This is a genomic window from Georhizobium profundi (genome assembly GCF_003952725.1).
Taxonomy (GTDB): domain Bacteria; phylum Pseudomonadota; class Alphaproteobacteria; order Rhizobiales; family Rhizobiaceae; genus Georhizobium; species Georhizobium profundi.
Genome location: NZ_CP032509.1, coordinates 3,192,421 through 3,216,085 on the forward strand (window position 1 = coordinate 3,192,421; position 23,665 = coordinate 3,216,085).

Genomic DNA, 23,665 nt, shown 5'->3' on the forward strand with positions numbered 1-23,665 from the left:
CTTCAGATGATATCCGCGATCATTGTTTCGGCATCGGCTAACTTCAGCGCGCTTCGCCGTTCGAACGCCTGCTCCTCGGCCGGCCAATCGCTCCGGAAGTGTCCACCGCGACTTTCCTCGCGCAACAGCGCGCCGAGCGTGACCAGACGTGCGACCGCCAGGCTGTTCTCGATGCTGTCACCGCCGCGCATCGTAGCCATGGCTCTCAGCGCACCCGTCAGGCCGGCGGACTCGCGCAGCACGCCGACATTGCGGTTCATGATGTCGCGGAGATCGGCCATGATCCGCCGATCGGCTTCGTGGTCGTCCGCCGACGCACCCTCTTCCACGATCGGTTCGGCCGGCGCGCCCCCGGCATTGCCGGACGCGATCGACAGGGCGATCCGCGCTGCGAAGACCACCGCTTCCAGAAGCGAGTTTGAGGCCAGCCGGTTGGCCCCATGCACACCGGTACAGGCGGCTTCTCCGGCCGCGTAGAGACCTGTCAGAGACGTGCGACCATCCGCATCGGTCCAGATGCCGCCCATGTGATAGTGGGCGGCGGGCGCGACCGGAATGGGCGCCGTCACCGGATCGATGCCGGCCTCCATGCAGTGCCGATAGACCGTCGGGAACATCTGAGGAAAATGATCGCCGATGGCCTGCCGGCAATCGAGAAAGGCGCCCCTGCCCGCCTGGATCTCGGCGAAGATGCCGCGGGCGACGATATCGCGCGGGGCGAGTTCCGCATCCGGGTGGATCGCCTGCATGAACCGGTCGCCGGCACGGTTGATCAACGTCGCGCCATCGCCGCGCAGGGCTTCGGTCGCAAGCGGCGCAGGATCGCGGCTAACATCGAGCGCGGTCGGGTGAAACTGCACGAATTCCGCATCGGCAATCACCGCGCCGGCGCGCGCCGCCATGCCGGTGCCGGTTCCCGAGGCCTCCGAAGGATTGGTCGTGAGCCGATAGAGGTGGCCGATGCCACCGGTGCAGATGGCAACGGCACGCGCAGGAAATCTCAGCCGCGCACCCTGCCCGCGATCGGCATGGGCGACGACCCCGCAGACGGCACCATCTTCCACGAGAAGCCGCTCGGCCTGAAGGTTTTCGATCACGGTGATCGACGGCGTGCGCCTCACTGCAGCGATCAACGCCTCCATGATCGCACGGCCCGCCATGTCGCCACCGACGCGCACGATCCTGCGCTGGGAATGGGCCGCCTCGCGGGAAAGCGCCAGCCGCCCTTCCAGATCGCGGTCGAATGGCACGCCATAGGCGAGCAGGTCGTGCACGCGCTCCGGGCCCTCCCGCACCATCAGACGCGCCATGTCGACATCGACGATCCCGGCACCGGCGGCAATCGTATCAGCCAGATGCTCCTCGGCACTGTCCTCGTCGCTGACGGCAGCGGCGATGCCGCCTTGCGCCCAGGCGGACGATGCTCCCTCACCGATCGGTGCTGATGCCAGCACCGTCACGGGACGCGGGCTCAGCTTCAGAGCGCAAAAGAGCCCGGCGAGGCCGCCGCCGATGATGACGATGCCGCCCTTTTCCACTCGGTTGGTACTCATGCGGTGACACCGGGCACAGCAAGTGTATCGCCAAGCCGTGATTGGACGATGGGCAGGTGAGCACCTATCTTCATGGGATGAGCATTCTGAACAAACCGATGATGCGGCCGGTCAACAGGAGAATCGGCGGGGCCTTCGTCGCCGCCGCGATGGTTTTCAGCGCCGCGCCTCTTCCAGGCTTCGGCACCGATGCACTCGCCCAATGCACTGCGCGAACCCAGACGGGGGTCGGCACCAACGCGGTTGCGCTTGCGCAGCGCTGCGGCACGACGGTCGGCGATCTGCGCCGCGCCAATCCGGGGCGCGATCTCAATCAACCGGGCCTGCTTCGCATCCCCGGCGGTCGCACGAGTGCCGTTCCCGATTCTCTGAACAACGAGATCGCGCCGCGCCAAGGCCTCAACGCCACGCGCCAGGCGCCCGTCGTGCAGCCGTCGCCGACGTTCCGTCAGCCGGGCGAAGCGCCGATGCGCCGCAGCAGTCCCGATGCTGGCGGCAATGGCAGCTACGCGATCCGGCGCGGCGATACGTTGAGCGGCATCGCCGCATCGGCCGGCGTTCCCTTGAACGCCCTGATGCGGGCCAATCCCGGCATTCAGCCGAACCGGCTGTCCGTCGGCCAAGCGATCGTCATCCCGGCGAGCTAGGCTTCCCGCGAGCCGGGTCGATCGATGCAGCGGCAGCATCGGCACTATCCGTGTCATCGGATTGATATCAGCTGACGAGATCGATCATGCGCTCGACGGCAAGGCGTGCGCGAGCGGCTATGACAGGATCCACGGTCACTTCCTCGCGCATGTCGACGAGGCAATCGAGGATCTTCGGCAGCGTGATGCGCTTCATGTGCGGGCACAGATTGCACGGCTTGACGAATTCGACCCCCGGCACCTCGGCCTCGACATTGGATGCCATCGAGCATTCGGTCACAAGCAGTACGCGGCCGGGCAGATTGGTCTTGACGTAATCGATCATGCCCGAGGTCGAACCGGCGAAGTCGGCAACGGCGATGACGTCTGGATGGCATTCAGGGTGCGCGATGATCTGGATCGACGGATCGGCCTCGCGATAGGCGATCAGTTCTTCCGCCGAGAAGCGCTCATGCACCTCGCAGCGACCTTTCCACGTGATGATCTTCTTCTTGGTCTGCTTGGCGACGTTCATCGCCAGATATTCGTCGGGAATGCAGAGAACCGTATCGGACTCCAGGCTCTCGACGACCGCGAGGACGTTCGAGGAGGTGCAGCAGATGTCGGTCTCGGCCTTCACGTCGGCAGAGGTGTTCACGTAGGTGACGACCGGCACGCCAGGGTACCGCTCCTTCAGCAGGCGCACATCGGCGCCCGTGATGGACTCCGACAGCGAGCACCCTGCACGCATGTCCGGGATCAGCACCGTCTTTTCCGGATTGAGCAGCTTCGACGTCTCGGCCATGAAATGCACGCCGCACTGGACGATGATCTCGGCATCCACCTTCGCCGCCTCGCGCGCCAATTGCAGGCTGTCACCGACGATATCGGCCACGCAGTGGAAGATCTCCGGCGTCTGGTAGTTGTGGGCCAGGATGACTGCGCCGCGTTCGGCCTTCAGGCGATTGATGGCGTAGACATAGGGCGCGTGGATCGGCCACTCGATGGCCGGGATGTGGTGGTTCACCCGGTCGTACAGATGCTCCGTCGCTCTCGCGACTTCCGGCGTGAAGGCGAGCGACGGGCGCTCGGCGACGCCGAACCGCTCGGCTGCAGTCGTCGGAAATCCGTCCGTCTTGATGGCGAGTGCTGCGGGTGACATGGGCACATCCTCCGGTCCCCGGCCGCATAATGCTCAATTTGAGCATAAGGGCGACAAAAAGAAAATCGGCAGCGCCGACAAGAAGCGATTTAGGCGCTCGCCGATCCGAATGCAAGCCGGTGACGCTCCTCGAGCCATTGCGAAATCATCAATTCGCTTGAAGGTGGCATGTGAAAAAGTCGCTTCCAGCGGCCCTGGCACTGGCCTAAAAGTGTCGAGCGCAATGGCGCATGTCCAAACCCGTCACCGCCCGATAGAGCCGTGCGAACCGAGCGGAGCCTTCGATGAGCGACCAAGCCAAGAGCGCGGTGCACAAGCCAGCCGCATTCCCTTGGCTGATCATCGCCTCCGGCTGCCTGATCGCCATGATCGGCTTCGGTCCCCGCTCCGTCATGGGCTTTTTCCAGTTGCCCATGCTGCAGGACACCGGCTGGGATCGAACCACCTTCGGTCTTGCCATGGCGCTGCAGAACCTCTTTTGGGGATTGGGCCAGCCCTTCTTCGGCGCGATCGCCGATAAATACGGCACGTGGCGCGTGCTGCTCCTTTCCGCGATTCTCTACGCTCTCGGGCTCGTCACCATGGCGACGGCCGATGCGCCGGTCTGGCTGCATATCGGCGGCGGCGTGCTCGTCGGCCTTGCGGTAGCGGCCGGCTCGTTCGGCGTCATCCTCGCCGCGTTCGCCCGCAATGTGGAACCGCAACAGCGTTCCTTCGCGTTCGGACTCGGCACTGCGGCCGGTTCGGCCGGCATGTTCGTCTTCGCCCCGATCAGCCAGGGCCTGATCGATTCGCTCGGATGGTCCGACGCGCTGGTGGTGCTGGCGATCATCATGCTCGCCATTCCCGTGCTTGCCGTGCCGCTACGCGGAAACTCCTCGTCGGGCTCGCAAAAGCAGACTGATGTCGACCAGTCGATCGCCGCCGCTCTGCGCGAGGCGTTCGGGCACCAGAGCTATCTGCTCTTGACCGCCGGTTTTTTTGTCTGCGGTTTCCAGGTCGCGTTCATTACCGCGCATTTCCCAGCCTATATCGGGGATATCGGCGTCGATGCGTCCTACGCCGTAACGGCCATCGCCCTCATCGGCTTTTTCAACATCATCGGCTCGATCGCCTCCGGCATCATCGGCCAGCGCTATTCCAAGCCGATCTTCCTGGCGCTGATCTACATCGGCCGGTCGATCGCGGTCACCGCGTTCCTGTTGCTGCCCCAGACGGGCTTTTCAGTGATTGTCTTCTCGATCGTGATGGGGCTGTTGTGGCTTTCCACCGTGCCCCCGACGAATTCGCTGGTCGCGATCATGTTCGGCACGCGCTATCTCGGCATGCTCGGCGGCATCGTATTCTTTTCGCACCAGATCGGCTCGTTCCTCGGCGTCTGGCTGGGCGGTTATCTCTATGACCGCTTCGGCACCTACGATCCGGTTTGGTGGCTCGGCGTCGCGCTCGGCCTTTTCGCAGCCGTGGTCCATCTGCCGATTGCCGAAAAGCCTGTGGCACGGCCGGTGCTCGCGCCGGCCGAATAGGCGTCGTCACGCACTGACGGCAAGCGGCGGCTCTAGCACGGCAAGACCGGATTTCAGAAACCTGTCGACGGCTGCGGCGAGATCTGCGCGCAGTTGCGCCTCTGGCGTATCAGGGAACGCTTCCTGGAAGATATCGACGATCGTCTCGACATCGAGCGGTTTGGCAATGAGGTTCCAGAGCGCCAAGCCGACCTGGTTGAGGTGGTGGATGTCGTTGCTGTCGAGGTCGACGAGGAAGGCCGCTTGGCCCACGACCCGTGCCACCACATGGGGCGCGCGTGCGATCAGCGCCTGACCCGGCTTCGGCGCAAAAGCGAAATCATCATCGTCTGCGTCTTCATCCGGCTCCGCCGCGCGCGCGATCTGCAAAGCGCGTTGCTCTTGTTCTGGCCAGGAGGCGAAATTTGCCTGGAGGCAGGTGACCGCGTCGTCCACACGGCTGTAGACCAGACGATAGATGCCGATCGTGCCGACAAGCGCGAGATAGCGGTCGAGGGTCCAGGTGCCGAGACCGTTTTTCGTGTCCTGCAGCAGCACACGCAACAGGGCCTCGTCGGGTTCGATTGCTTCGATAGATGGCGTGATGTCGCCTTCGCGGCGGTCGAGCAGCACGAGTGCGCCGAGTTTCGACCGGTCGCCATGGGCAACCGCGAGCTGCGCATCGGCCGCCGGGAGATAGGTGTAGTAGCCGTCGTTCAGCAGGGCATTGGCGGCGACGTGGATCTTCAGTGTGTCAGGCGCGCTTTCCGGCAGCGGCAGGCGCAGGCGCGGAAGGCAGCCCGATGCGATCGCCTCGAGACGCACGAGGTCTATGGGCAGAAGATCGTCGGCGAAAACGCGATGCCCATGAGAGGCGAGAGCCCCTACGAGGGTCGATTTTCCCGCGCGGTTCGTGGCCGGGAAAACCACCAGCCTGTCCGCGAACTCGACGGCTCCGGCATGCAGGTTGCCGAGGCTGTCGTCGCCATCCACGAAGTCGGCCATCAGTTCGACGATCAGCGAACAAATGGCGCTTGTGGGTGACGGTTCGATCCGCGGCGTATCCATATAGCGATGGTTGAGAAGAACCGCGTCGGGAGTGCCGGAAACAGTCATCAACGGCTCGCGCGACGAAAGCTCATCGCACGCGACTTCCGGCCACCCAACCAGCACGCGCTTCACATCGTCGGCGACGAATTCAAGAGGCGAAGCGAACTCGATCGGTCCCGGCAGACCCTTCAGACAGAGTGAGCGCACCGCGACCTCCAAAACTGCATGTACATTAGCATAAGCGAAAAAGCGTCGCCCGAACAGGCGACGCCTCCTTCATTCTGGAAAACTTACCAGCGCATATCGTCGCGCATGCCGCGGAAGAAGCCACCGAGATTCTGCGGACCACGACGGCCCGACCCGCTGCGGCCACCCCAGTTGCCACGGCCGCCAGAGCCACGCGATCCGCGGGAACCGCCACGTCCACCAGAACCGCCACGTCCACCCGAACCGCCGCGGCCACCAGAGCCACCGCCCGAACCACCGCCCGAGCCACCGCCTGAACCGCCAGAGGCGCGTGCTTCACGGATGCTCAGAAGTGTTGGTGCGACGTAAGCGGCAGCAGCGGTGAGGCCGAGCATTGCGAGCATTTTCCGGCGGCCGACATTGGGCTGATCGTCTTCGACCGCTGCAGCAACCTTGCCATTCGTGTTTTGATCCGACATTGTCATCTCCTATCGTTTTTCGCAGTGTTGCCCGGTGTCGTTGGGGTCGCCCTGAGAAGCCTGTCCCCCGCGTCGCCGCGGCATACTGGGAAAACGGAAGATCAGGCCGGCTATTCCCGGCCAGCGCAAAAAAGCGCCGATTTTCTCATAAGCCCTTGTTCTCGTTTCAAATTTATTTCGACGCTCGGTTCAGTCCGACGGGTTTGCCGCGCGCGCTGCCTTCAATGCGGCCTGGATGAACCCCTCGCGCGCCTCGGGCGGCTTCAGCCTGCGCGGCCCGTAAATGTCGCGATCGAGGAAATACCCCGTCATTCGAAATGCTTCGGCGAGCGTGACCTCATCGGCTGCCGCAGCGCCCTGCCGTGCGAGAAAATCCGGGTAGGAAAACAGGCGGTCCGCCCAGCCCTGCCCGACCGTGCGCGACACGGCGCGGCCGGTCTTCGGCGATACGAATGCGAGGTCGGCAGTCGTTCCGGTGACCGCGCAAGCCGAGAGATCGAGGCCAAAGCCCAGCTCGTCCAGCATGGCCAGCTCGAACCGGGCAAAGAGCTCGCCCGCTTCGTGCGGCGCATGCAGGCTGTCGAGAATGATGTCGAGCGCGTTGTAAAGCCGCAGATGCGGGTCACGCTCGGGAAGTAGGCGCAACAGCGCAGCCATCGCCTGGACGCCGTATACGGATGTCGCCGATTCCATCAGCCGCGCCGCCCTCAGCGACACGGGCTCTACCTGAAACTGGCCGAGATGCTCGTCGAGGCGCGCGCGCCAGGTCACTTCGACGCGGTTGCCTGGCTGCAGCACGGGCTGCATGCGCCTGGACCGACCGCCGCGCACCATGCCGAGATGACGGCCACGCGTCTGCGTCATCACCTCGGCAATGACACTCGTCTCACCGTGCCGGCGCACGCCCAGAACGATGGCCTGATCCTGCCACTCCATGGCGTGAGCGGTTCCTCACTCGGAAAGATGCCGGGCAACACCGGCGATGGTAGAAGAGGTCGGGAGGTCAGCTTGGGAATTCAAGACCGATCTCGCGGTAGCGCTCGGGATCGTCGCCCCAGTTCTCGCGCACCTTCACGAACAGAAACAAATGCACCTTCTGATCGAGGATGCCGCCGATTTCCTTGCGGGCGGACTGGCCGATCGACTTGACCGTCTCGCCGCCCTTCCCGAGCACGATCTTCTTCTGGCTGTCGCGCTCGACATAAATGACCTGCTCGATGCGCACGCTGCCATCGGGTTTCTCTTCCCAGCCTTCCGTCTCCACGTGGGAGGAATAGGGAAGCTCCTGGTGCAGCCTCAGGTACAGCTTCTCGCGGGTTATCTCGGCTGCCAGCTGGCGCATTGGGAGATCGGAAATCTGGTCCTCCGGATAATACCAGGGCCCCTCGGGCAGCGCGTCTGCCAGAAACTTCAGCACGTCCTTGCAGCCGGAACCGCCAAGCGCGGAAATCATGAAGGTCTCGTCGAACTGCACCACCGCGTTGGCGGCAGCCGCCAGCTCCAGCAGCTTTTCGCGCTTCACCTGATCGATCTTGTTCAGGATCAGGATCTTGCGATGATGAATATCCTTCATGCCCTCGAGGATAGTGGCCGCATCGCCTACAATGCCTCTCTCGGCATCGATCATGAACAGGACGATGTCGGCATCCTTGGCATTGCCCCATGCGGTCGTGACCATGGCACGGTCGAGCCGGCGCCGTGGCTTGAAGATGCCCGGCGTGTCCACGAACACAATTTGAGTGACGCCCTCGATGACGATGCCGCGCACGATGGCGCGCGTCGTCTGGACCTTGTGGCTGACGATCGACACCTTGGCGCCGACCAGTTGATTCAGCAAAGTCGACTTGCCAGCATTGGGCGCACCGATGAGCGCCACGAAGCCGGAACGCGTCGCTGCCGGGGGCGTCCCGCTTTCGGCAACCCGCTCGTCGATCTCTTCGCTCATGGATAGTTCTTCCTTATGATTTTTGTGGCCAGACGCCTTCGCGTTCCAGCATGCGCGTGGCCGCTTCCTGTTCAGCCGTGCGTTTCGATCTGCTTACACCCGTTTCGGGCTCAAGTCCCTCAATCTCGACACGGACCGTGAATTGCGGATCGTGATCCGGCCCCGATCGATCCAAAATGCGGTAGAGCGGGGTCGAGCCCGAGCGCGCGTGGGACCATTCCTGCAGTTCCGTCTTCGCGTCGCGACGCGCGGCGTTCTCGCGCCGTGCACGCTCGCCCCACAGCCTCTCGATGAAGGCGCGCGCCGGCTCAAGTCCGCCATCGAGATAGATCGCCGCAATCAGGGACTCGATGACGTCGGCGCGCACGCTTGCCATGCGCTTGCCCTTCACCGACTTGATGTCGCTGCCGGTACGGATGAACTCGTGCAGTTCCAGATCGTCGGCGACGGCTGCGCAGGTCTGCGCGCTCACCAGCTGATTGAGACGCACGGAAAGCTCGCCCTCCGCCGCCGAGCGGAAAGCCGTGAACAGCATCTCGGCCACGCAAAGCCCGAGCACGCGGTCGCCCAGAAATTCCAGCCGCTCGTAATTGGCGGGCTTGCCCGATTTTCCGGCCAACGAGCTGGAATGGGTCAATGCCCGCTCCAGCCGTTCGGGCTCGGCGAACCTGTAGCCGATCCGGTCTTCGAGACGTTCGATCTCGCCTTTGGACAGCGCCTTCGATTTCATGGCGCGGGCCTGAGGATCATTGCTGCGCGGACTGGAAGAGGCGGTCGAACCTCAGATCGCTCGGCCAGTTCCAGAGCTCCAGAGGCGACGTGCCGGCATCCATGGAGAAGAAGATGATGTTGGCGCGGCCGACGAAATTCTCGAACGGCACGAAGCCGACTTCGAAGCGGCTGTCGGCGGAGTTGTCGCGATTGTCGCCCATCATGAAGTAATGGCCGGGAGGCACGAGGAACTCGCGCGTGTTGTCTCCGGGCGAATTCGGCGTGAGATCGAGCGTGTTGTAGGAGACGCCGTTTGGCAGTGTCTCGCGATAAAGCGGCACTTCCTCGCCGCGGTCATAGCGCCCTTCCGGCCGATAGGTGCCCACCTGCTCGCGTTCGACAGCCTCGTCATTGATGAAGAGGACGCCGTTGCGCATCTGAACCGTGTCACCCGGCAGGCCGATCACGCGCTTGATGTAGTCGAGATCGGGATTGGGCGGATAGCGGAACACCGCGACATCGCCACGCTCGGGCTCGGCACCCCAGATGCGGCCTTCGAAGAGGTCCGGGGACAGCGGGAGCGAGTATTTCGAGTAGCCATAGGCGTATTTGGAAACGAAAAGATAATCGCCGACGAGCAACGTCGGCATCATGGAACCGGACGGAATCGAAAAGGGCTGAAACAGCAGCGTGCGGATGACGAGCGCCAGAGCCAGCGCTTGGAGGATGACCTTGATGTTCTCGCCAAGGGCGCCGGATTTTTGTTTCTTGCCAGTGTCGGACACGCTCATCGGTTCCCCTGGACCGCACCTCCAGCAACGTGGAACCGGTCAATATCTTTCAATTCCCGACAAGTGCCCGCATAAAGCTCAAGGCTTGTCGCGCACAGGCGGCGTGGCGGCTGCTCAAGTGCCTCCGGGCGACTTCTTTAACCTCTTCGCTTGAGACCGGCAACAAAGCGATGCAGGCTTCGCGGCAGCATGTCGCGGGCCTAACTGCCGGAAGGGCGGGCTTCGATGACCACGAAGGCCTGTGCGAGAGGGTAGTCGTCGGTGATGGTCAGGTGAACGACGGGTTCGTGACCTTCCGGCAGAAGATCGGCAAGACGTTTGGCAGCGCCGCCCAGCAATTCCATCGTCGGCTTGCCGCCCGGCAAGTTCACCACGCCCATTTCCCGCCAGTTCACGCCCATAGAAAGCCCGGTACCGAGTGCCTTCGAGCAAGCCTCCTTGGCGGCAAAGCGCTTCGCGTAGGAAGCTGCACGCTCCTTCCGGCGCTCGGAACGGACCTGCTCCACCTCGGTGAAGCAACGCTGGACGAACCTGTCGCCGAAACGTTCGAGTGTCTTTTCGATCCGACGGATGTCGATCAGGTCGCTGCCGATGCCAACGATCACAGAGGCGCTCCTGCCGTCGAACGCGCACTCGCCCGCGCCTCAGCCTTTTCGGCGAGCACGCGCTTGCGACGCTTCTGAAAGGCGCGAACGCTGTAGAAGGTCAGCCCATAGAAAAAGAGGCCCGATACGAACGCCGGTGGGATGCTTCCGATCAGCATGGGTTTGAGGATCGGCTGCCAGAGATGGGCCCAATCGATACGGCTCAAGAGATCACCGAGATTGATCGAGACATGCTCGACCTCCTGCTTGCCGCGATCGAGGATGATGTGACCGAGCTTGAATGTGGACGCCCAGATGAAGGGAAAGGTCAGCGGATTGCCGAACGCCGTGCCGATGCCAGCGGCGATCATGTTGCCGGCGAAAACATAGGCGAGCGCGAAGGACAGCACGAAGTGGAAGCCGATCAGCGGTGTCCAGGAGGCGATGACGCCTGCTGCGACACCGGCTGCAATGGCGTGCGGCGTCGCGTTCAGCCGAAGCACGCGCTTGCCGAGATAGCGCATGGAGCGGGCGAAGGACTTCTGCGGCCATACGAACAGGCGCAACCGTTCCAAAAGGCTGAGCTTCTTGCGTCTACGAAAGAGCATGTGGCGTCTTGAAGTCCCTATGCATGGCTTCTTGCACCAATGCCATGCCGCTGTCCGACCTCGCGGCAGCTGCTTCCTGAAAGGAAGCGCGCACCGCTACTCATACACGCGCGCAGCAGTCGAAACGCACGCGGTTTCCTTAAGCTGCATCAAAAGCTGATTCAACTGCTTGAGATCCCAGACCTCGATATCCATGAGAAGCTCGGTGATGTCGGACGCGACCCTGACGGTGGACAATGTCCGAATGTTGGCATCGCGGCCGGCGATTACCTCGGCCATCTCCGCCAGCGAGCCTGGCTCGTTCAGTGCATTGACGAGAATGCGGACCGGAAACCGGACTTTTCGCACCTCGTCGATGTCCCAGCGGATATCGATCCAGCGCTCCGGCTGGTCGTCGAACCGGGTCAGCATGGGCGACTGGATTGGGAAGATCGTGATTTCTTTGTCGTCGTTCATGATGCCGACGATTCGATCGCCCGGGACGGCCCCGGCCGGTGCGAACACCACGCGGGCATTCTGGTCGACGCCGCGGATCGGGAGCGGCTCGTTGGTCCCCTCGCCTTCCCCACCCGATGCCGACGGGCCGTTGGCCGAGGCACCGTTGAGGCGGCGCGCACCGGGGACACGGAAGATGACGCCTGCGGCGCTGCGCAGGTTGAACCAGCCTTCATCCGCTGCCGCCTTGGTGATGGCGGTACGATCTTCGATGTGTTCCGGATAAATGGCCTTCAGGACGTCCTGCGACGACAATTCTCCACGACCGACGGCGGCAATCGCGTCCTCGACATCCTTGTGGCCGACGCGGTGGACCACAGGTTTGAAGAGTTCGCGGGTGAACTGCTTGTTGGCCCGAGCGAAATTGCGCTCGATGATACGGAAGCCGAGGCCGGCATATTGCTTGCGCACGGCAGCACGGGTCGCCCGGCGGATGGCCGCGCGGGCCTTGCCCGTGACCACGATCTCTTCCCAGGCCGGCGGTGGCACCTGAACGCCGGACCGGATGATCTCGACTTCGTCGCCGTTGTTCAGGCGGGTGACGAGCGGCATGATACGCCCGTTGATCTTGCAGCCGACGCAGGTATCGCCGACATCGGTGTGGACGGCATAGGCGAAATCGATCGGCGTCGCACCGCGCGGCAGCGCGATCAGGCGTCCCTTTGGCGTGAAGCAGAAGACCTGGTCCTGGAAAAGCTCGAGCTTGGTGTGTTCGAGGAATTCTTCCGGATTGTCGCCTTCGGACAGCTGCTCGATCGTGTGGCGGAGCCAGGAATAGGCGCGGCTGTCGCGTGTCAGAAGATCGCCACCGCCCTTCAGATTGTCCTTGTAGAGTGCGTGCGCCGCAACGCCGTATTCGGCGATCTCATGCATGCGGTAGGTGCGAATCTGCAGTTCGATGCGCTGGCGCGATGGCCCGACGATCGTCGTGTGAATGGAGCGATAGTCGTTCTGCTTCGGCGTAGAAATATAGTCCTTGAACCGGCCAGGCACGACCGACCAGCGGGTATGGACGACGCCGAGCGCCTGGTAACAGGAGGCAATGTCGTCGACCAGGATGCGGAAGCCATAGATGTCCGACAGCTGCTCGAAAGAGAGCGACTTCGACTGCATCTTTCGGAATACCGAATAGGGCTTCTTCTGCCGGCCGGTGACCGTTGCCTTCAACTGGTTGTTCGTGAACAGCGCCGTGAAGTCCTGCTCGATGGTGCGGATCAGGTCGCGGTTCTTCGCAGAAAGCTCCGACAAGCGCTTGGTGACGGTGTCGTGGGCTTCCGGATTGATGTGGCGGAACGCCAGCTCCTCCAGCTCGTCGCGCATGTCCTGCATACCCATGCGGCCGGCAAGCGGCGCATAGATATCCATCGTCTCCTCGGCGATGCGCGCGCGCTTTTCAGGCGGCACATGGTCGAGGGTGCGCATGTTGTGGAGGCGGTCGGCCAGCTTGACGAGAAGAACGCGGACGTCGTCGGAAATGGCCAGCAGCAGCTTGCGCAGGTTTTCGGCCTGCTTGGCGCGCTTGGAGACGAGATCGAGTTTCTTGATCTTCGTCAGGCCTTCGACCAGCGCGCCGATATCCTCGCCGAACAGGCCGTCGATTTCGTCGCGCGTGGCAGTCGTATCCTCGATCGTATCGTGGAGCAGCGCCACGGCGATGGTCGATTCGTCGAGACGCATATCGGTGAGGATCGCGGCGACTTCGAGAGGATGGGAGATGTAGGGATCGCCGCTTGCCCGCTTCTGCTTGCCATGCTTCTGCATCGCGTAAACATAAGCCTTGTTGAGCAAGGCCTCGTTGACGTCAGGCTTGTAGCGTTGCACGCGCTCGACGAGCTCGTACTGGCGCATCATCTTGGGTGCGTGCTCCGGTTAAACGATAGACGCCGGCGTAAAGAGAGATTTCCCCTCTTCCACCGGCGCCAATCCATCATGAAGAAATGGGGACGGCAAACCGTCCGCGCAAATCAATAGTCGTCGTTTTTCTCCGGCGGCACAAGGCCTTCGATGCCGGCGAGCAGTTCTTCTTCCGACATCTGGTCGAAGTTGATCTTGTCTTCCTCGTCTTCGGCGGAAGCGGCATCGACGGTCTCGCCAAGGCCGGCCTCGGGCGCGACGGTCGACTGTGCGGAATGATCGGGTTCCGGCTCGTCGACTTCGACATGCTTCTGCAGCGAGTGGATGAGATCTTCCTTCAGGTCGCCGGGCGACAGGGTCTCGTCAGCAATTTCACGGAGCGCAACGACGGGATTCTTGTCGTTGTCACGATCGATCGTGATGGGAGCGCCTTGCGAGATCAGCCGAGCGCGATGGCTGGCGAGAAGAACGAGTTCGAAGCGATTGTCGACCTTGTCGATGCAATCCTCGACTGTGACACGGGCCATTGCCTGTCCTTTGCGAACATGAAATTTGCGGGATCGGGGTTTCCTTACCTTCTGGGCTGTATTAATTCAAGGGAGTTATGGCTCCTGGCGTAGCGCCGGGGTCGGTCGCGTCGTTTTCAATGCCGATCTCGTTTATTTTGCCGCTGCGCTGATCATTCGTTCATTCGTTTCGAAAGCGCATGCCCATGTTCGACCCCCGCGAGAAGATCGCCCTCTTCATCGACGGCGCCAATCTCTACGCAGCGTCACGCAGTCTCGGCTTCGACATCGATTACAAGAAGCTTCTCGTTGCGTTCCAGAAGCGCGGCTACCTCTTGCGCGCCTATTATTACACTGCGCTCGTGGAAGATCAGGAATATTCGTCGATCCGTCCCTTGATCGACTGGCTCGACTACAATGGCTACAAGGTGGTGACCAAGCCGGCCAAGGAATTCACCGACGCGTCCGGGCGCCGCAAGATCAAGGGCAACATGGATATCGAACTTGCCATCGATGCCATGGAGCAGGCCGATACGGTCGATCATTTCGTCATCTTCTCGGGCGACGGCGACTTCACGTCGCTGGTCGATGCGCTCCAGCGGCGCGGCCGCAAGGTGTCGGTCGTTTCCACGCTCGCAAGCCAGCCGCCGATGATCGCCGACGATCTGCGCCGCCATGCCGATCATTTCATCGACCTCGTCTCGCTGAAAGCCGAGATAGGCCGTGCGCCATCGGAGCGGCCTGTCCGTCCGGTCGAACCCGTCCATGACGCGGACGACGACAATTGAGTGCTGCCGAAGGCGGCCTCGCCTTTCCGATCGACCCGCCGCGCGACTGCCCGCGTTGCCCTCGCCTGCGCTCCTTTATTCTTGAGCAGAGAACAGTTCATTCCGACTGGTTCAACGCGCCGGTGCCGACATTCTATCCGCCGGAGGGACCATCCGCCGTCGAGCTTCTGATCGTTGGCCTTGCACCGGGGCTTCGAGGGGCCAACAGGACCGGGCGCCCCTTCACCGGCGACTATGCCGGCGATCTTCTCTATGCGACGCTGAATGAATTCGGCTTCTCGACCGGAGAATTCCAGGCGCGGCCCGATGATGGGCTCACTCTGGTGCGGACCGCGATCACCAACTCCGTCCGCTGCGTTCCGCCGGAAAACAAGCCGGTGGGCGCGGAGATCGCCACGTGCCGACCGTTCCTCGCCGCAAGCCTCGCCGACATGCCGGCGCTACGCGTGATCGTGACGCTCGGCAAAATAGCCCACGATTCGACTGTGCGGACCCTCGGCGCACGTGTTGCCGATCATCCGTTCGGCCACGGTGCTTGCAGCCAAATCGGCCAGGTCGACCTGCTCGCGAGCTATCACTGCTCGAGATACAACACCAACACAGGGCGTTTAACGGAGGCGATGTTCAAGGACGTCTTTCGTTCCGCCCATGATCGCTTGCGGTAGCAAGACAGGGCGATTTCAACGATCATTGTCGGCTGCACCGTTTGCCCCTGAAATTCCAGGGGCGATTTTCGTTATGAGACGGAATCTGGCGGCAGGATTAAGAGGCGATTAATCAGCACAAGCTGTGCGTGCATGCATTCTGCAACTAATGCGCGCCGCATCGCGTCCCCTTAGCAGCGTGAATGTCCACGCGGCAAGCGGAGGTATTCTGATGATCAAACCATCACGAACTGCATTCTTCGTTCCCGCCATGACGGCGGTCCTTCTGGCTTCTTCCGGTCCTCTCTCAGCACAGGGCCTCGGCGTCGGGGTCGGCGCTTCCATCGGCGGTGACAATGGTATTGGCGCTGGTGTCGGCGCTTCCATCGGTGGCGAAAACGGCATTGGAGCCGGCGTCGGTGCATCGGTGGGCGGCGACAACGGTGTGGACGCCGGTGCTGGCGCATCCGTTGGCGGCGGTGACGGGATCGGCGCAGGTGCCGGAGCTTCCGTTGGCGGAAGTGACGGGATCGGCGCAGGTGCCGGCGCCTCGATCGGCGGCGGCGACGGTATCGGCGCAGGCGCCGGTGCCTCGATCGGCGGCGGCGACGGTATTGGCGCAGGCGCCGATGCCTCGATCGGTGGCGGCAACGGCGTCGACGCTGGCGTGGGCGCCTCGATTGGCGGCGGCGGCGGGATCAATGCCGGCGGCGGCGTTTCCATTGGCGGCAATGACGGCATCGACGCCGGCGTGGATGTCGGCATCGGTGGGCCGGGTGCGCCCGGAACTCCTGGAACGCCAGGTACACCCGGCACACCCGGCACCCCTGGCACGCCAGGTACGCCAGGCACCCCTGGAACACCCGGTACGCCGGGCAGCCCTGGCGTTCCGGGCACGCCGGAAATGCAGGGCATGATCGACCGCTGGAACAACATGTCCGCGAGCGACCGGCAGAAGGTGCTCCTGACCTGCCGGCAAGTGCTTTCGCCGCGGGAAGCATATTCCCCGGACCTGGACGCGCTGTGCAACCTGGTGCAGCAGGCTGGCCTGCAGTGATCGCACGACAAGTGCCTGGGTGTCGCGGATCGAGCCGCGGCACCCCCAGATTTCGCAAGCTACGGCACAGCAAATGGTGTAACGATATGCTTGTTACATTCCCTCGAGATTTTCCCGTCATGGAAACTGCGCTCGTGGAGATAGGTCCGCGGGACCATGGGCTGCACGACAGCTACGTCGCGTTCATCACGCAGGTTTCCGGCGAACAACAATTCAGGCCCTGGGCTGATCGCGGCGGGTGGGGCGACGACTACACGGCCTTCGCGCTCATGGAAAACGACGAGATCATCGCCACCGTCGGGCGCATGTCGATGCGCTTTGTGGTCGATGGCGCGATTTCGGCAGGTTACCAGCTCGGTGCCATCGCAACCCGGCCGGATCGGCGCAACCAAGGTCATATGCGCCGGCTCATGGAGCATATTTTGGCGCTCCCGCCGCTCGACAACCGCACGACGCTGATCTTCGCCGTTTCCGACACCGCCGCTATCTACCCGAGATTCGGTTTCGAGAGGATCACCGAGTGGCAGTTCCAGCTGCCGGTATCGGCCTTTCCCTCGCTTGTCTCAGCAGTCGATCTCGACATAGGCTCGGCCGATGACCGGGCGCTGCTCAGAAGCGCATGCCGCGAGGCGATCGAACTCAGCGAAGACTTCAGCGCGGTCGACTACTACCCGATCCTGCTTTGGCATCTCAGCCACCGCGCGCTCACGGCAAAACGTCTGATCGACGCCGAAGCCATCGTGATCGTGCAGCAGACAGGAGCAAACCTGCACATTTGCGACATCGTCACGCCCCGCAAAATCACCATCATGGACCACATTCCGATGCTGGCGAGCGGGCCGATCAAAACGGTGAGCTTCGGCTTCAACCCGCAGGGCTGGCTGACCATCGAGGATTCAGAAAAGCTTGAACGGTCGGAGACGGACGAAGCAGCCGGAATACTGTTTTCGCTCGGCCGACCATCGCCCAAGGGCAGGATCGGCCGGCTCCCGGAACTGGCCCGGATCTAGATTACGGCTTAGCCGTGGTCGCGCAGCAGCCTGGATTTCTGGCGCTGCCAGTCGCGCTGCTTCTGGGTTTCTCGCTTGTCGTGCAGCTTCTTGCCGCGGGCGAGCGCCAGTTCCAGCTTCGCGCGGCCCTGCTCATTGAAATAGACCTTCAGCGGCACGAGCGTCATGCCTTCCCGGTTCACCGAGGCGAACAGGCGATCGACTTCCTTCTTGTGCAGTAGCAGTTTTCGACGCCGCCTGGTCTCATGGTTGAAGCGGTTGGCCTGCAGATATTCCGGCAGGTAGGAGTTGATGAGCCACAGCTCACCGCCCTCCTCCGTGGCGTAGGATTCAGCGATGTTCGCCTTGCCTTCGCGCAGCGACTTCACCTCAGTGCCCGTCAGCACGAGCCCCGCTTCGAACGTATCGACGATTTCGTAGTTGAAACGCGCCTTGCGATTCTCCGCAACGATCTTGCGCGCCGGCGTACCCGGCTTAGCCATGTTCAGTCCCGATCAGTTTGTAAGCCCGGCGTGACGCAGAGCTTCATCCAGACGCTCCGCCGTCGAGGCCTCGACCGGCACGAGCGGCTTGCGCTGGATATTCTTCATGCGGCCGAGCTTCGACAACGCATATTTGGCACCCGCCGGGTTCGGTTCAATGAACAGAGCCCGATGGAGCGGCATCAGCCGATCCTGCAACCCAAGCGCCTTGCGGAAATCGCCCTGAAGCATTGCCGACTGGAAATCCGCGCATAGGCGCGGCGCGACATTGGCCGTTACCGAAATGCAGCCGACGCCACCATGGGCATTGAAGCCGAGCGCCGTCGCATCTTCACCGGACAGCTGGATGAATTCCGATCCGCAGGCGGCGCGCTGCTCGGAGACACGATCGACCTTCGCCGTCGCATCCTTGACGCCGGCGATATGCGGAAACTCCGCGTGGAGCCGCGCCATCGTCTCCGGCAGCATGTCGATGATCGAGCGGCCCGGAATGTTGTAGATGAAGATCGGCAGCGTCACGGCACGCGCGATGGCGGCATAATGTTCGTAAAGACCGCGCTGGTTGGGCTTGTTGTAATAGGGCGTGACGACGAGGATGCCATCGGCCCCTGCCTGTTCGGCGTGCCTGGCGAAATCGACGGCCTCGTGGGTGGAGTTGGACCCTGCCCCCGCCATGACCGGCACGCGCCCGGCCGCCACTTCGATGCAAAGCTCGATGACCCGCTTGTGCTCCTCATGCGAGAGCGTCGGAGACTCACCCGTGGTGCCGACCGGGACGAGGCCTGTCGAGCCCTCCTCGATCTGCCATTCGACATGGGCGCGAAAAGCCTTCTCATCGATGGCCCCATCGTCGTCGAACGGCGTCACAAGCGCTGGAATGGATCCCTTGAACATTACGGCTCCCGGAGGCGGGCCGAAAGCATCCCATGCTTTGGCCATATTGTGCTATGCATTCTCACGAAGCGGTTGGTGCCGCCGGATCGAAGCGGCGCACCATAGTCGCCTGCGGAATGCGCCGCAAGCACGGCAAAGCCCGATTTCAGCTCCGAGGCGCCCTGTTCTCAAGGGTTTTCGGTACAATTTAAGCGTGAGACCTAACCATTGATTAACCGTTGCTTCACCGATGCCATGGCACGATCATCCAAACCCGGAAAAATGTGGTCCTGTGTGGCCACATGACGGGCAATCAGTTCCGAGTTCATCGTTAGAGACGCACCTGATCATGCCGAACAAGACGCCTATTCTCCTGGTCGCAACGCTCGTGGCTCTTTCCTCGACGGCAGCGCAAGCGCAGTTCGTGCCCCCGAGCACGGTTCCAATGCCCGTGTTCCGGCCGGATACGACAACCGTCGCCACCGGGTATCAGGCAGTTCCGGCTCCTTCGGCAGGCGATATCACCGGTGCGATCCTGCGGCCGACAAGCCCGGCAGAAACATCCGGCACTGCGAGCGCAGCCTTGAAGCGCGGCCTCGACGCGATCGGCCGCGACGTGACGGTTTCCCGCTCGGTGCGCGACAGCATGCCCGCAGGCAGCCTCGACCGGCAGATCCTCACCTGGGCCATCGCGCTTTCCGGCGCCAAGGGCGTTCCCTCGCGCGAGATCGCGGCAGCCGCCAGCCAGCTTCAGGGCTGGCCGGGCCTCGACGCGCTGCGCGGCCATTCCGAGCGCGCCCTTCACGAAGAGAACCCGCATCCGGACCAGGTCATCGCCGCCTTTGCCAACAGCGATCCTACGACGCCGGAGGGCGTGATCGTGCTTGCCCGCGCGCTGAAGCAGAAGGGTGATCTTGGCCGCGCCAAAGCGCTCGTATCGCGGGCGTGGCAGAACGACACGATGAACACCAACCAGGAAAACCTCTTCCTGCGGGAGTTCGACAGCATTCTCACCGTCGCCGACCACAAGCGCCGCATGGACATGCTGCTTTATCGCGACCGCGTTTCCCAGGCCGAGCGCTTCGCGTCGAAGGGCGAAGCGAACTCGCTCTTCCGCGCACGGGCTGCCATCGCCCAACGTGCACCGAACGCAGGCGCATTGCTCAACGCGGTCGACAGATCCTGGCACCGCGATCCGAGCTATCTGCATGCGCGCATCCGCTATCTGCGCCAGCAGGACAAATATACGGAAGCCGCCGAACTGCTGCTAAGCGCTCCGCGCGACAAGGCTGCAATCATCGAACCCGATGCGTGGTGGAACGAGCAGCGCATCGTCGCGCGCGGCGTCATGGATGCGGGCAATCCAAGCCTCGCCTACCGCATCGTCAGCAACCATCTTGCCGAAGGCGCGGTCGACCGCGTCGATGCGGAGTTCCATGCGGGCTGGTACGCGCTGCGGGCGCTGAACAACCCGTCTGCTGCCCACACGCACTTCCAGCGCATCCGCGAGATCTCCAACCGTCCGCTATCCACGTCGCGTGCCTATTACTGGCTTGGTCGCACGGCTGAGGCAGGCGGACCCGGCAACGCGCGCGAATATTACGCCGCGGCCGCACAACACCAGACGACGTTTTATGGCCAGCTTGCCGCCGCAAAGATCGGCCGCAACGCGCTGAGCGTCGCGTACCCCTCTCCCACCCAGGCCGAACGTGACCGCTTCGCCAGCCGGCAGGCAGCGACTGCCATTCGCCGTTTGCAGAATGCGGGCCATGAGAGCCGTGCGAACCTTCTCTACCGAGCCCTTGCCGACCAGATCGACAGCCCCGGCGAACTGGCACTGCTCGCTCATATGGCCGAATCGCGTGGCGACCACACGACCGCGCTGCGCGTCGGCAAGGCCGCGTTCTATCGCGGCGTCGATGTGGCCGCACTCGCCTTCCCGATTGGCGTGATTCCGCCGAGCGCGAACATTTCGAGCTCAGGCAAGGCGCTCGCCTATTCGATCGCGCGCCAGGAGAGCGAGTTCAACAAGGCCGCCGTCTCGCCCGCGGATGCCCGCGGATTGCTCCAGCTTCTGCCCGGAACGGCAAAAGGCGTGGCGGCCCGCCATGGCCTGTCCTACGCACCGGCGCGTCTCACCGAAGACGCCGGCTACAACGCAACGCTCGGCGCCCACTATCTCGGCGAACAGATCGCCGACTTCGGCGGCTCCTACATCCTCACCTTCATCGGCTACAATGCCGGTCCGAGCCGCGTGCCCCAGTGGATCGCGCGTTACGGCGATCCGCGTGGCAAGTCGATCGAAGAGGTCGTGGACTGGATCGAGCGCATCCCCTTCCCGGAAACGCGCAACTACGTGCAGCGTGTCATGGAGAACTACCAAGTCTACAAGACGCGGCTCGGTGCACAAACTGACATCGTCCATGATCTGCGCTTCGGGCGCACGTGAGCCAAACGATCAAAGGCAACGCAACCTCGGCTGCCGTCCCAGACGGCTTCAAGTCCGTCGCGATCAGCGCGGCGGATGGGTTGCGCCTGCACGCGCGCGATTACAGTGGGCCAGCCGGCAGCGGACACTTGCCGATCGTCTGCCTTCCGGGTCTCACCCGTAACGCCCGCGATTTCCATCAATCTGCGACGTTGTTCAGCAATGGCTCGATGGCGCCTGCGATCGAGCCTCGCCGCGTCATCTGCCTCGACTATCGCGGGCGTGGCGAGTCGGATCGCGATAGGAATGCCGACAATTATTCGCTCACAGTCGAGACAGACGACGTTCAGGCCGCTCTGGCCGCACTCGACGTCCCACGGGCCATCTTCTTCGGCACGTCACGCGGTGCGCTGATCATCCACCTGCTGGCCGCAACACGGCCCACGATGATTGCGGCTGCCATTCTCAATGATGCCGGGCCTGTGATCGAAGGCGCGGGGCTTGCGCAAATCCGCGGCTACCTGACCCGCCTTCCCCAACCGAAAGATTGGGAGCAGGCGGTCGATATCCTGAAGCAAGCGCACGGAAAGGCTTTTCCGGCGCTTGGACCAGGCGACTGGCGGGAGATGGCCGAAGCCATCTATGTCGAACGCAAAGGCAAGATCGTTTCCGACTTCGATCAGGCGATCGTCAAGCAGCTCAATGCGATCGACTTCAACACGCAGCTTCCGACGCTGTGGCCGCAATTCGATGCGCTGGCGCACGTGCCGGTCATGACGATCCGCGGCGAGAACTCTCAGCTTTTGTCGCAGACGACCGTGACGGAGATGGAGAAGCGGCACCCGGGGATGGAAACCCTGGTCGTCGCCGGGCAAGGCCATGCCCCGCTGCCCCATAGCGCGGCCATTCCCGCCGCAATTGCACAATTCCTGGCGCGCGCCTCGCTTTAAGCCCGCGTGGCGCCTTACAAGCTTTTGCGCTTTTGGGACTTGTCTTCCGATTCAGCTGAACCAAAGCGTGAGCGTCACGATCAGTGCCGCGATGACCAGTGCTGGCCAGAACCACTTTCTCAACGATGCTATCCCCCCACCTGTCTAAGATCAACAAACGAAAAGGCCCGGCATTGCTGCCGGGCCTTTCCATCAAACCGGTAGGAACCGATTAGAACGTGCGCTGGAAGCGGATCGTGCCGCCGATTTCGTCGGCATCGCCTACGACAGCGAAGTCGTCAGCGTAGTAAACTTCGGTCGTGACGTCGAAGCCGCGAGCAACGTTGAATACGAGGTTACCAACAGCACCGAAGGTTTCCTGCTCATCGTAGGAAAGCTGCGTGTTGAAGGTGATGCGCTCGGTGACCGGAGCGGACAGACCGCCCCAAACAGCCCAGTCGCCGTTCCAGTTGGCGAAGCGGTTGCCAGCTTCGTTCGTGGAGTAGCCACCCATTACGAAGGCCGAGAAGCCGCCGAACGAACCGTCGAGGCGAGCCTTGATTGCGCCTTCGTCTTCGTTCTCGTCGTAGCCGCCGACAACCGACAGAGCGAATGCGCCAGCTTCGTACTTAGCACCAGCAACGACGTCCGGGATGTAGCCCAGGCCCGTGGAGATGTCGTCTTCGATCGAGACCATTGCCGAGAAGCCGTTGCCGGCGTCATAGGTGTAGCTGATCAGCTGAGCGTCGAACGGGCCGAAACCAACGATACCATCGTTGATGACCGAGCCAGCGTAATCCGTCCACTGCGTGAACATGGATTCGCTCTTGCCCATGGTCAGACCACCGAGCGAGATCGTTGCGAACGGAAGGCGTGCAACAGCCGTTGCGCCGAGGTTGCCATCGAAAGCAGCAGCGTTGTTACGGTACGTGCTGTTGTCGATCTGGAACTGCATTTCCGTGTAGGTCGTCAGCGGGCCCCACTCGGTGTCCGTTGCCGAACGGAGGTAGAGGTAAGCGCGCGAGCGCTTTGCCCAGCCTTCTTCGTCCGTGACAGCGTTCGTCAGGCCGTTGTCGCCGAAGCCGTAGTCGAGGCGAATACGACCGCCGACCGAAAGGCAGGTCTCGGTGCCGGGGATGTAGAAGTAACCAGTGCCGAAAGCGTCGCAGACGCGGACGTATTCCAGGGGCTCAGGCTCAGCAGCGATGATCGCGTCAGCAGCCTGGGCGCCAGAAACTGCGAAAAGAGCCGCAGCGGAGCCGAGAAGAAGGCTCTTAATGTTCATTTTCTGACCTCCAGTCAAAAGTTTCAAACGGGTCTGGGTATTTTGCTGAAGGACAGCTTTCCCTGCCCCATCCCCAACAAGAGAAGTTGGACTTGCTGTCCGCGCTTCCGAGAT

General features: G+C 62.7%; 23 protein-coding genes. 8 read left to right on the forward strand and 15 right to left on the reverse strand.

Going from position 1 to position 23,665, the window contains the following annotated elements; all coding sequences use genetic code 11:
- Nucleotides 1-2 precede the first annotated feature (2 nt).
- Nucleotides 3-1,553 carry an L-aspartate oxidase gene (locus D5400_RS15400; RefSeq protein ID WP_126010817.1) on the reverse strand — a complete coding sequence of 517 codons (1,551 nt, stop codon included), beginning with the start codon at nt 1,551-1,553 and terminating at the stop codon, nt 3-5.
- Between the two features lie 56 nt (nt 1,554-1,609).
- Here D5400_RS15400 and D5400_RS15405 point away from each other — a divergent pair, with 56 nt between their 5' ends.
- On the forward strand, nt 1,610-2,200 hold the full coding sequence (locus D5400_RS15405) for a LysM peptidoglycan-binding domain-containing protein (RefSeq protein WP_126010818.1): 591 nt from the start codon (nt 1,610-1,612) through the stop codon (nt 2,198-2,200).
- 67 nt (nt 2,201-2,267) lie between these two features.
- On the opposite strand, the gene nadA is transcribed toward D5400_RS15405, so the two are convergent.
- Nucleotides 2,268-3,341 (reverse strand): quinolinate synthase NadA, encoded by a 1,074-nt coding sequence (gene nadA / locus D5400_RS15410; protein ID WP_126010819.1) that lies wholly within the window; start codon nt 3,339-3,341, stop codon nt 2,268-2,270.
- 284 nt (nt 3,342-3,625) lie between these two features.
- Here nadA and D5400_RS15415 point away from each other — a divergent pair, with 284 nt between their 5' ends.
- Nucleotides 3,626-4,867 carry an MFS transporter gene (locus tag D5400_RS15415; RefSeq protein WP_126010820.1) on the forward strand — a complete coding sequence of 414 codons (1,242 nt, stop codon included), beginning with the start codon at nt 3,626-3,628 and terminating at the stop codon, nt 4,865-4,867.
- A gap of 6 nt (nt 4,868-4,873) precedes the next feature.
- On the opposite strand, the gene D5400_RS15420 is transcribed toward D5400_RS15415, so the two are convergent.
- The 10 genes from D5400_RS15420 to rpoZ all read right to left on the reverse strand — a co-directional run bounded on the left by D5400_RS15420 (nt 4,874) and on the right by rpoZ (nt 14,076).
- Nucleotides 4,874-6,103 (reverse strand): PqqD family peptide modification chaperone, encoded by a 1,230-nt coding sequence (locus D5400_RS15420; RefSeq protein WP_126010821.1) that lies wholly within the window; start codon nt 6,101-6,103, stop codon nt 4,874-4,876.
- 83 nt (nt 6,104-6,186) lie between these two features.
- Nucleotides 6,187-6,561 (reverse strand): hypothetical protein, encoded by a 375-nt coding sequence (locus D5400_RS15425; RefSeq protein ID WP_126010822.1) that lies wholly within the window; start codon nt 6,559-6,561, stop codon nt 6,187-6,189.
- A 189-nt stretch (nt 6,562-6,750) separates the two neighbouring features.
- A complete protein-coding gene (gene recO / locus D5400_RS15430; RefSeq protein ID WP_126010823.1) occupies nt 6,751-7,497 on the reverse strand; it encodes a DNA repair protein RecO in 747 nt (248 codons plus the stop codon).
- Nucleotides 7,498-7,564: 67 nt separating this feature from the next.
- Complete coding sequence (gene era / locus D5400_RS15435) at nt 7,565-8,506, reverse strand: GTPase Era (RefSeq protein ID WP_126010824.1); 942 nt, start codon at nt 8,504-8,506, stop codon at nt 7,565-7,567.
- Between the two features lie 13 nt (nt 8,507-8,519).
- On the reverse strand, nt 8,520-9,236 hold the full coding sequence (gene rnc, locus D5400_RS15440) for a ribonuclease III (RefSeq protein ID WP_126010825.1): 717 nt from the start codon (nt 9,234-9,236) through the stop codon (nt 8,520-8,522).
- A gap of 16 nt (nt 9,237-9,252) precedes the next feature.
- On the reverse strand, nt 9,253-10,008 hold the full coding sequence (gene lepB, locus D5400_RS15445) for a signal peptidase I (RefSeq protein WP_126010826.1): 756 nt from the start codon (nt 10,006-10,008) through the stop codon (nt 9,253-9,255).
- A 200-nt stretch (nt 10,009-10,208) separates the two neighbouring features.
- Nucleotides 10,209-10,613, reverse strand: a complete 405-nt coding sequence (acpS, locus tag D5400_RS15450; RefSeq protein ID WP_126010827.1) for a holo-ACP synthase — start codon at nt 10,611-10,613, stop codon at nt 10,209-10,211.
- A complete protein-coding gene (locus D5400_RS15455; RefSeq protein ID WP_126010828.1) occupies nt 10,610-11,200 on the reverse strand; it encodes a DUF2062 domain-containing protein in 591 nt (196 codons plus the stop codon). The genes acpS and D5400_RS15455 overlap by 4 nt, the downstream gene beginning before the upstream one ends.
- Nucleotides 11,201-11,296: 96 nt before the next feature.
- Nucleotides 11,297-13,546, reverse strand: a complete 2,250-nt coding sequence (locus D5400_RS15460; protein WP_126010829.1) for a RelA/SpoT family protein — start codon at nt 13,544-13,546, stop codon at nt 11,297-11,299.
- Between the two features lie 113 nt (nt 13,547-13,659).
- The gene (gene rpoZ, locus D5400_RS15465; RefSeq protein WP_126010830.1) at nt 13,660-14,076 is read right to left on the reverse strand and encodes a DNA-directed RNA polymerase subunit omega; all 417 of its coding nucleotides are present in this window, start codon (nt 14,074-14,076) and stop codon (nt 13,660-13,662) included.
- Nucleotides 14,077-14,261: 185 nt separating this feature from the next.
- Between rpoZ and D5400_RS15470 the strand changes: the two genes are divergently transcribed.
- The 4 genes from D5400_RS15470 to D5400_RS15485 all read left to right on the forward strand — a co-directional run bounded on the left by D5400_RS15470 (nt 14,262) and on the right by D5400_RS15485 (nt 17,554).
- The gene (locus D5400_RS15470; protein ID WP_126013388.1) at nt 14,262-14,843 is read left to right on the forward strand and encodes a LabA-like NYN domain-containing protein; all 582 of its coding nucleotides are present in this window, start codon (nt 14,262-14,264) and stop codon (nt 14,841-14,843) included.
- The gene (locus D5400_RS15475) at nt 14,840-15,508 is read left to right on the forward strand and encodes a uracil-DNA glycosylase (RefSeq protein ID WP_126010831.1); all 669 of its coding nucleotides are present in this window, start codon (nt 14,840-14,842) and stop codon (nt 15,506-15,508) included. The genes D5400_RS15470 and D5400_RS15475 overlap by 4 nt, the downstream gene beginning before the upstream one ends.
- Before the next feature lie 211 nt (nt 15,509-15,719).
- Nucleotides 15,720-16,544: a hypothetical protein gene (locus tag D5400_RS21585; protein ID WP_126010832.1), complete on the forward strand. Its 825-nt coding sequence runs from the start codon at nt 15,720-15,722 to the stop codon at nt 16,542-16,544.
- 119 nt (nt 16,545-16,663) lie between these two features.
- Nucleotides 16,664-17,554: a GNAT family N-acetyltransferase gene (locus D5400_RS15485; protein ID WP_164527910.1), complete on the forward strand. Its 891-nt coding sequence runs from the start codon at nt 16,664-16,666 to the stop codon at nt 17,552-17,554.
- An 8-nt stretch (nt 17,555-17,562) separates the two neighbouring features.
- Here D5400_RS15485 and smpB read toward each other — a convergent pair whose 3' ends face one another.
- Nucleotides 17,563-18,036 carry an SsrA-binding protein SmpB gene (smpB, locus tag D5400_RS15490; RefSeq protein ID WP_126010834.1) on the reverse strand — a complete coding sequence of 158 codons (474 nt, stop codon included), beginning with the start codon at nt 18,034-18,036 and terminating at the stop codon, nt 17,563-17,565.
- 12 nt (nt 18,037-18,048) lie between these two features.
- On the reverse strand, nt 18,049-18,930 hold the full coding sequence (gene dapA, locus D5400_RS15495) for a 4-hydroxy-tetrahydrodipicolinate synthase (RefSeq protein WP_126010835.1): 882 nt from the start codon (nt 18,928-18,930) through the stop codon (nt 18,049-18,051).
- Nucleotides 18,931-19,258: 328 nt separating this feature from the next.
- On the opposite strand from dapA, the gene D5400_RS15500 reads away from it, so the two are divergent.
- A complete protein-coding gene (locus D5400_RS15500) occupies nt 19,259-21,358 on the forward strand; it encodes a lytic transglycosylase domain-containing protein (RefSeq protein ID WP_425364886.1) in 2,100 nt (699 codons plus the stop codon).
- Nucleotides 21,355-22,287: an alpha/beta fold hydrolase gene (locus tag D5400_RS15505; RefSeq protein WP_425364887.1), complete on the forward strand. Its 933-nt coding sequence runs from the start codon at nt 21,355-21,357 to the stop codon at nt 22,285-22,287. The genes D5400_RS15500 and D5400_RS15505 overlap by 4 nt, the downstream gene beginning before the upstream one ends.
- 211 nt (nt 22,288-22,498) lie before the next feature.
- On the opposite strand, the gene D5400_RS15510 is transcribed toward D5400_RS15505, so the two are convergent.
- Nucleotides 22,499-23,551 (reverse strand): porin, encoded by a 1,053-nt coding sequence (locus tag D5400_RS15510; protein ID WP_126010836.1) that lies wholly within the window; start codon nt 23,549-23,551, stop codon nt 22,499-22,501.
- Between the last annotated feature and the right edge of the window lie 114 nt (nt 23,552-23,665).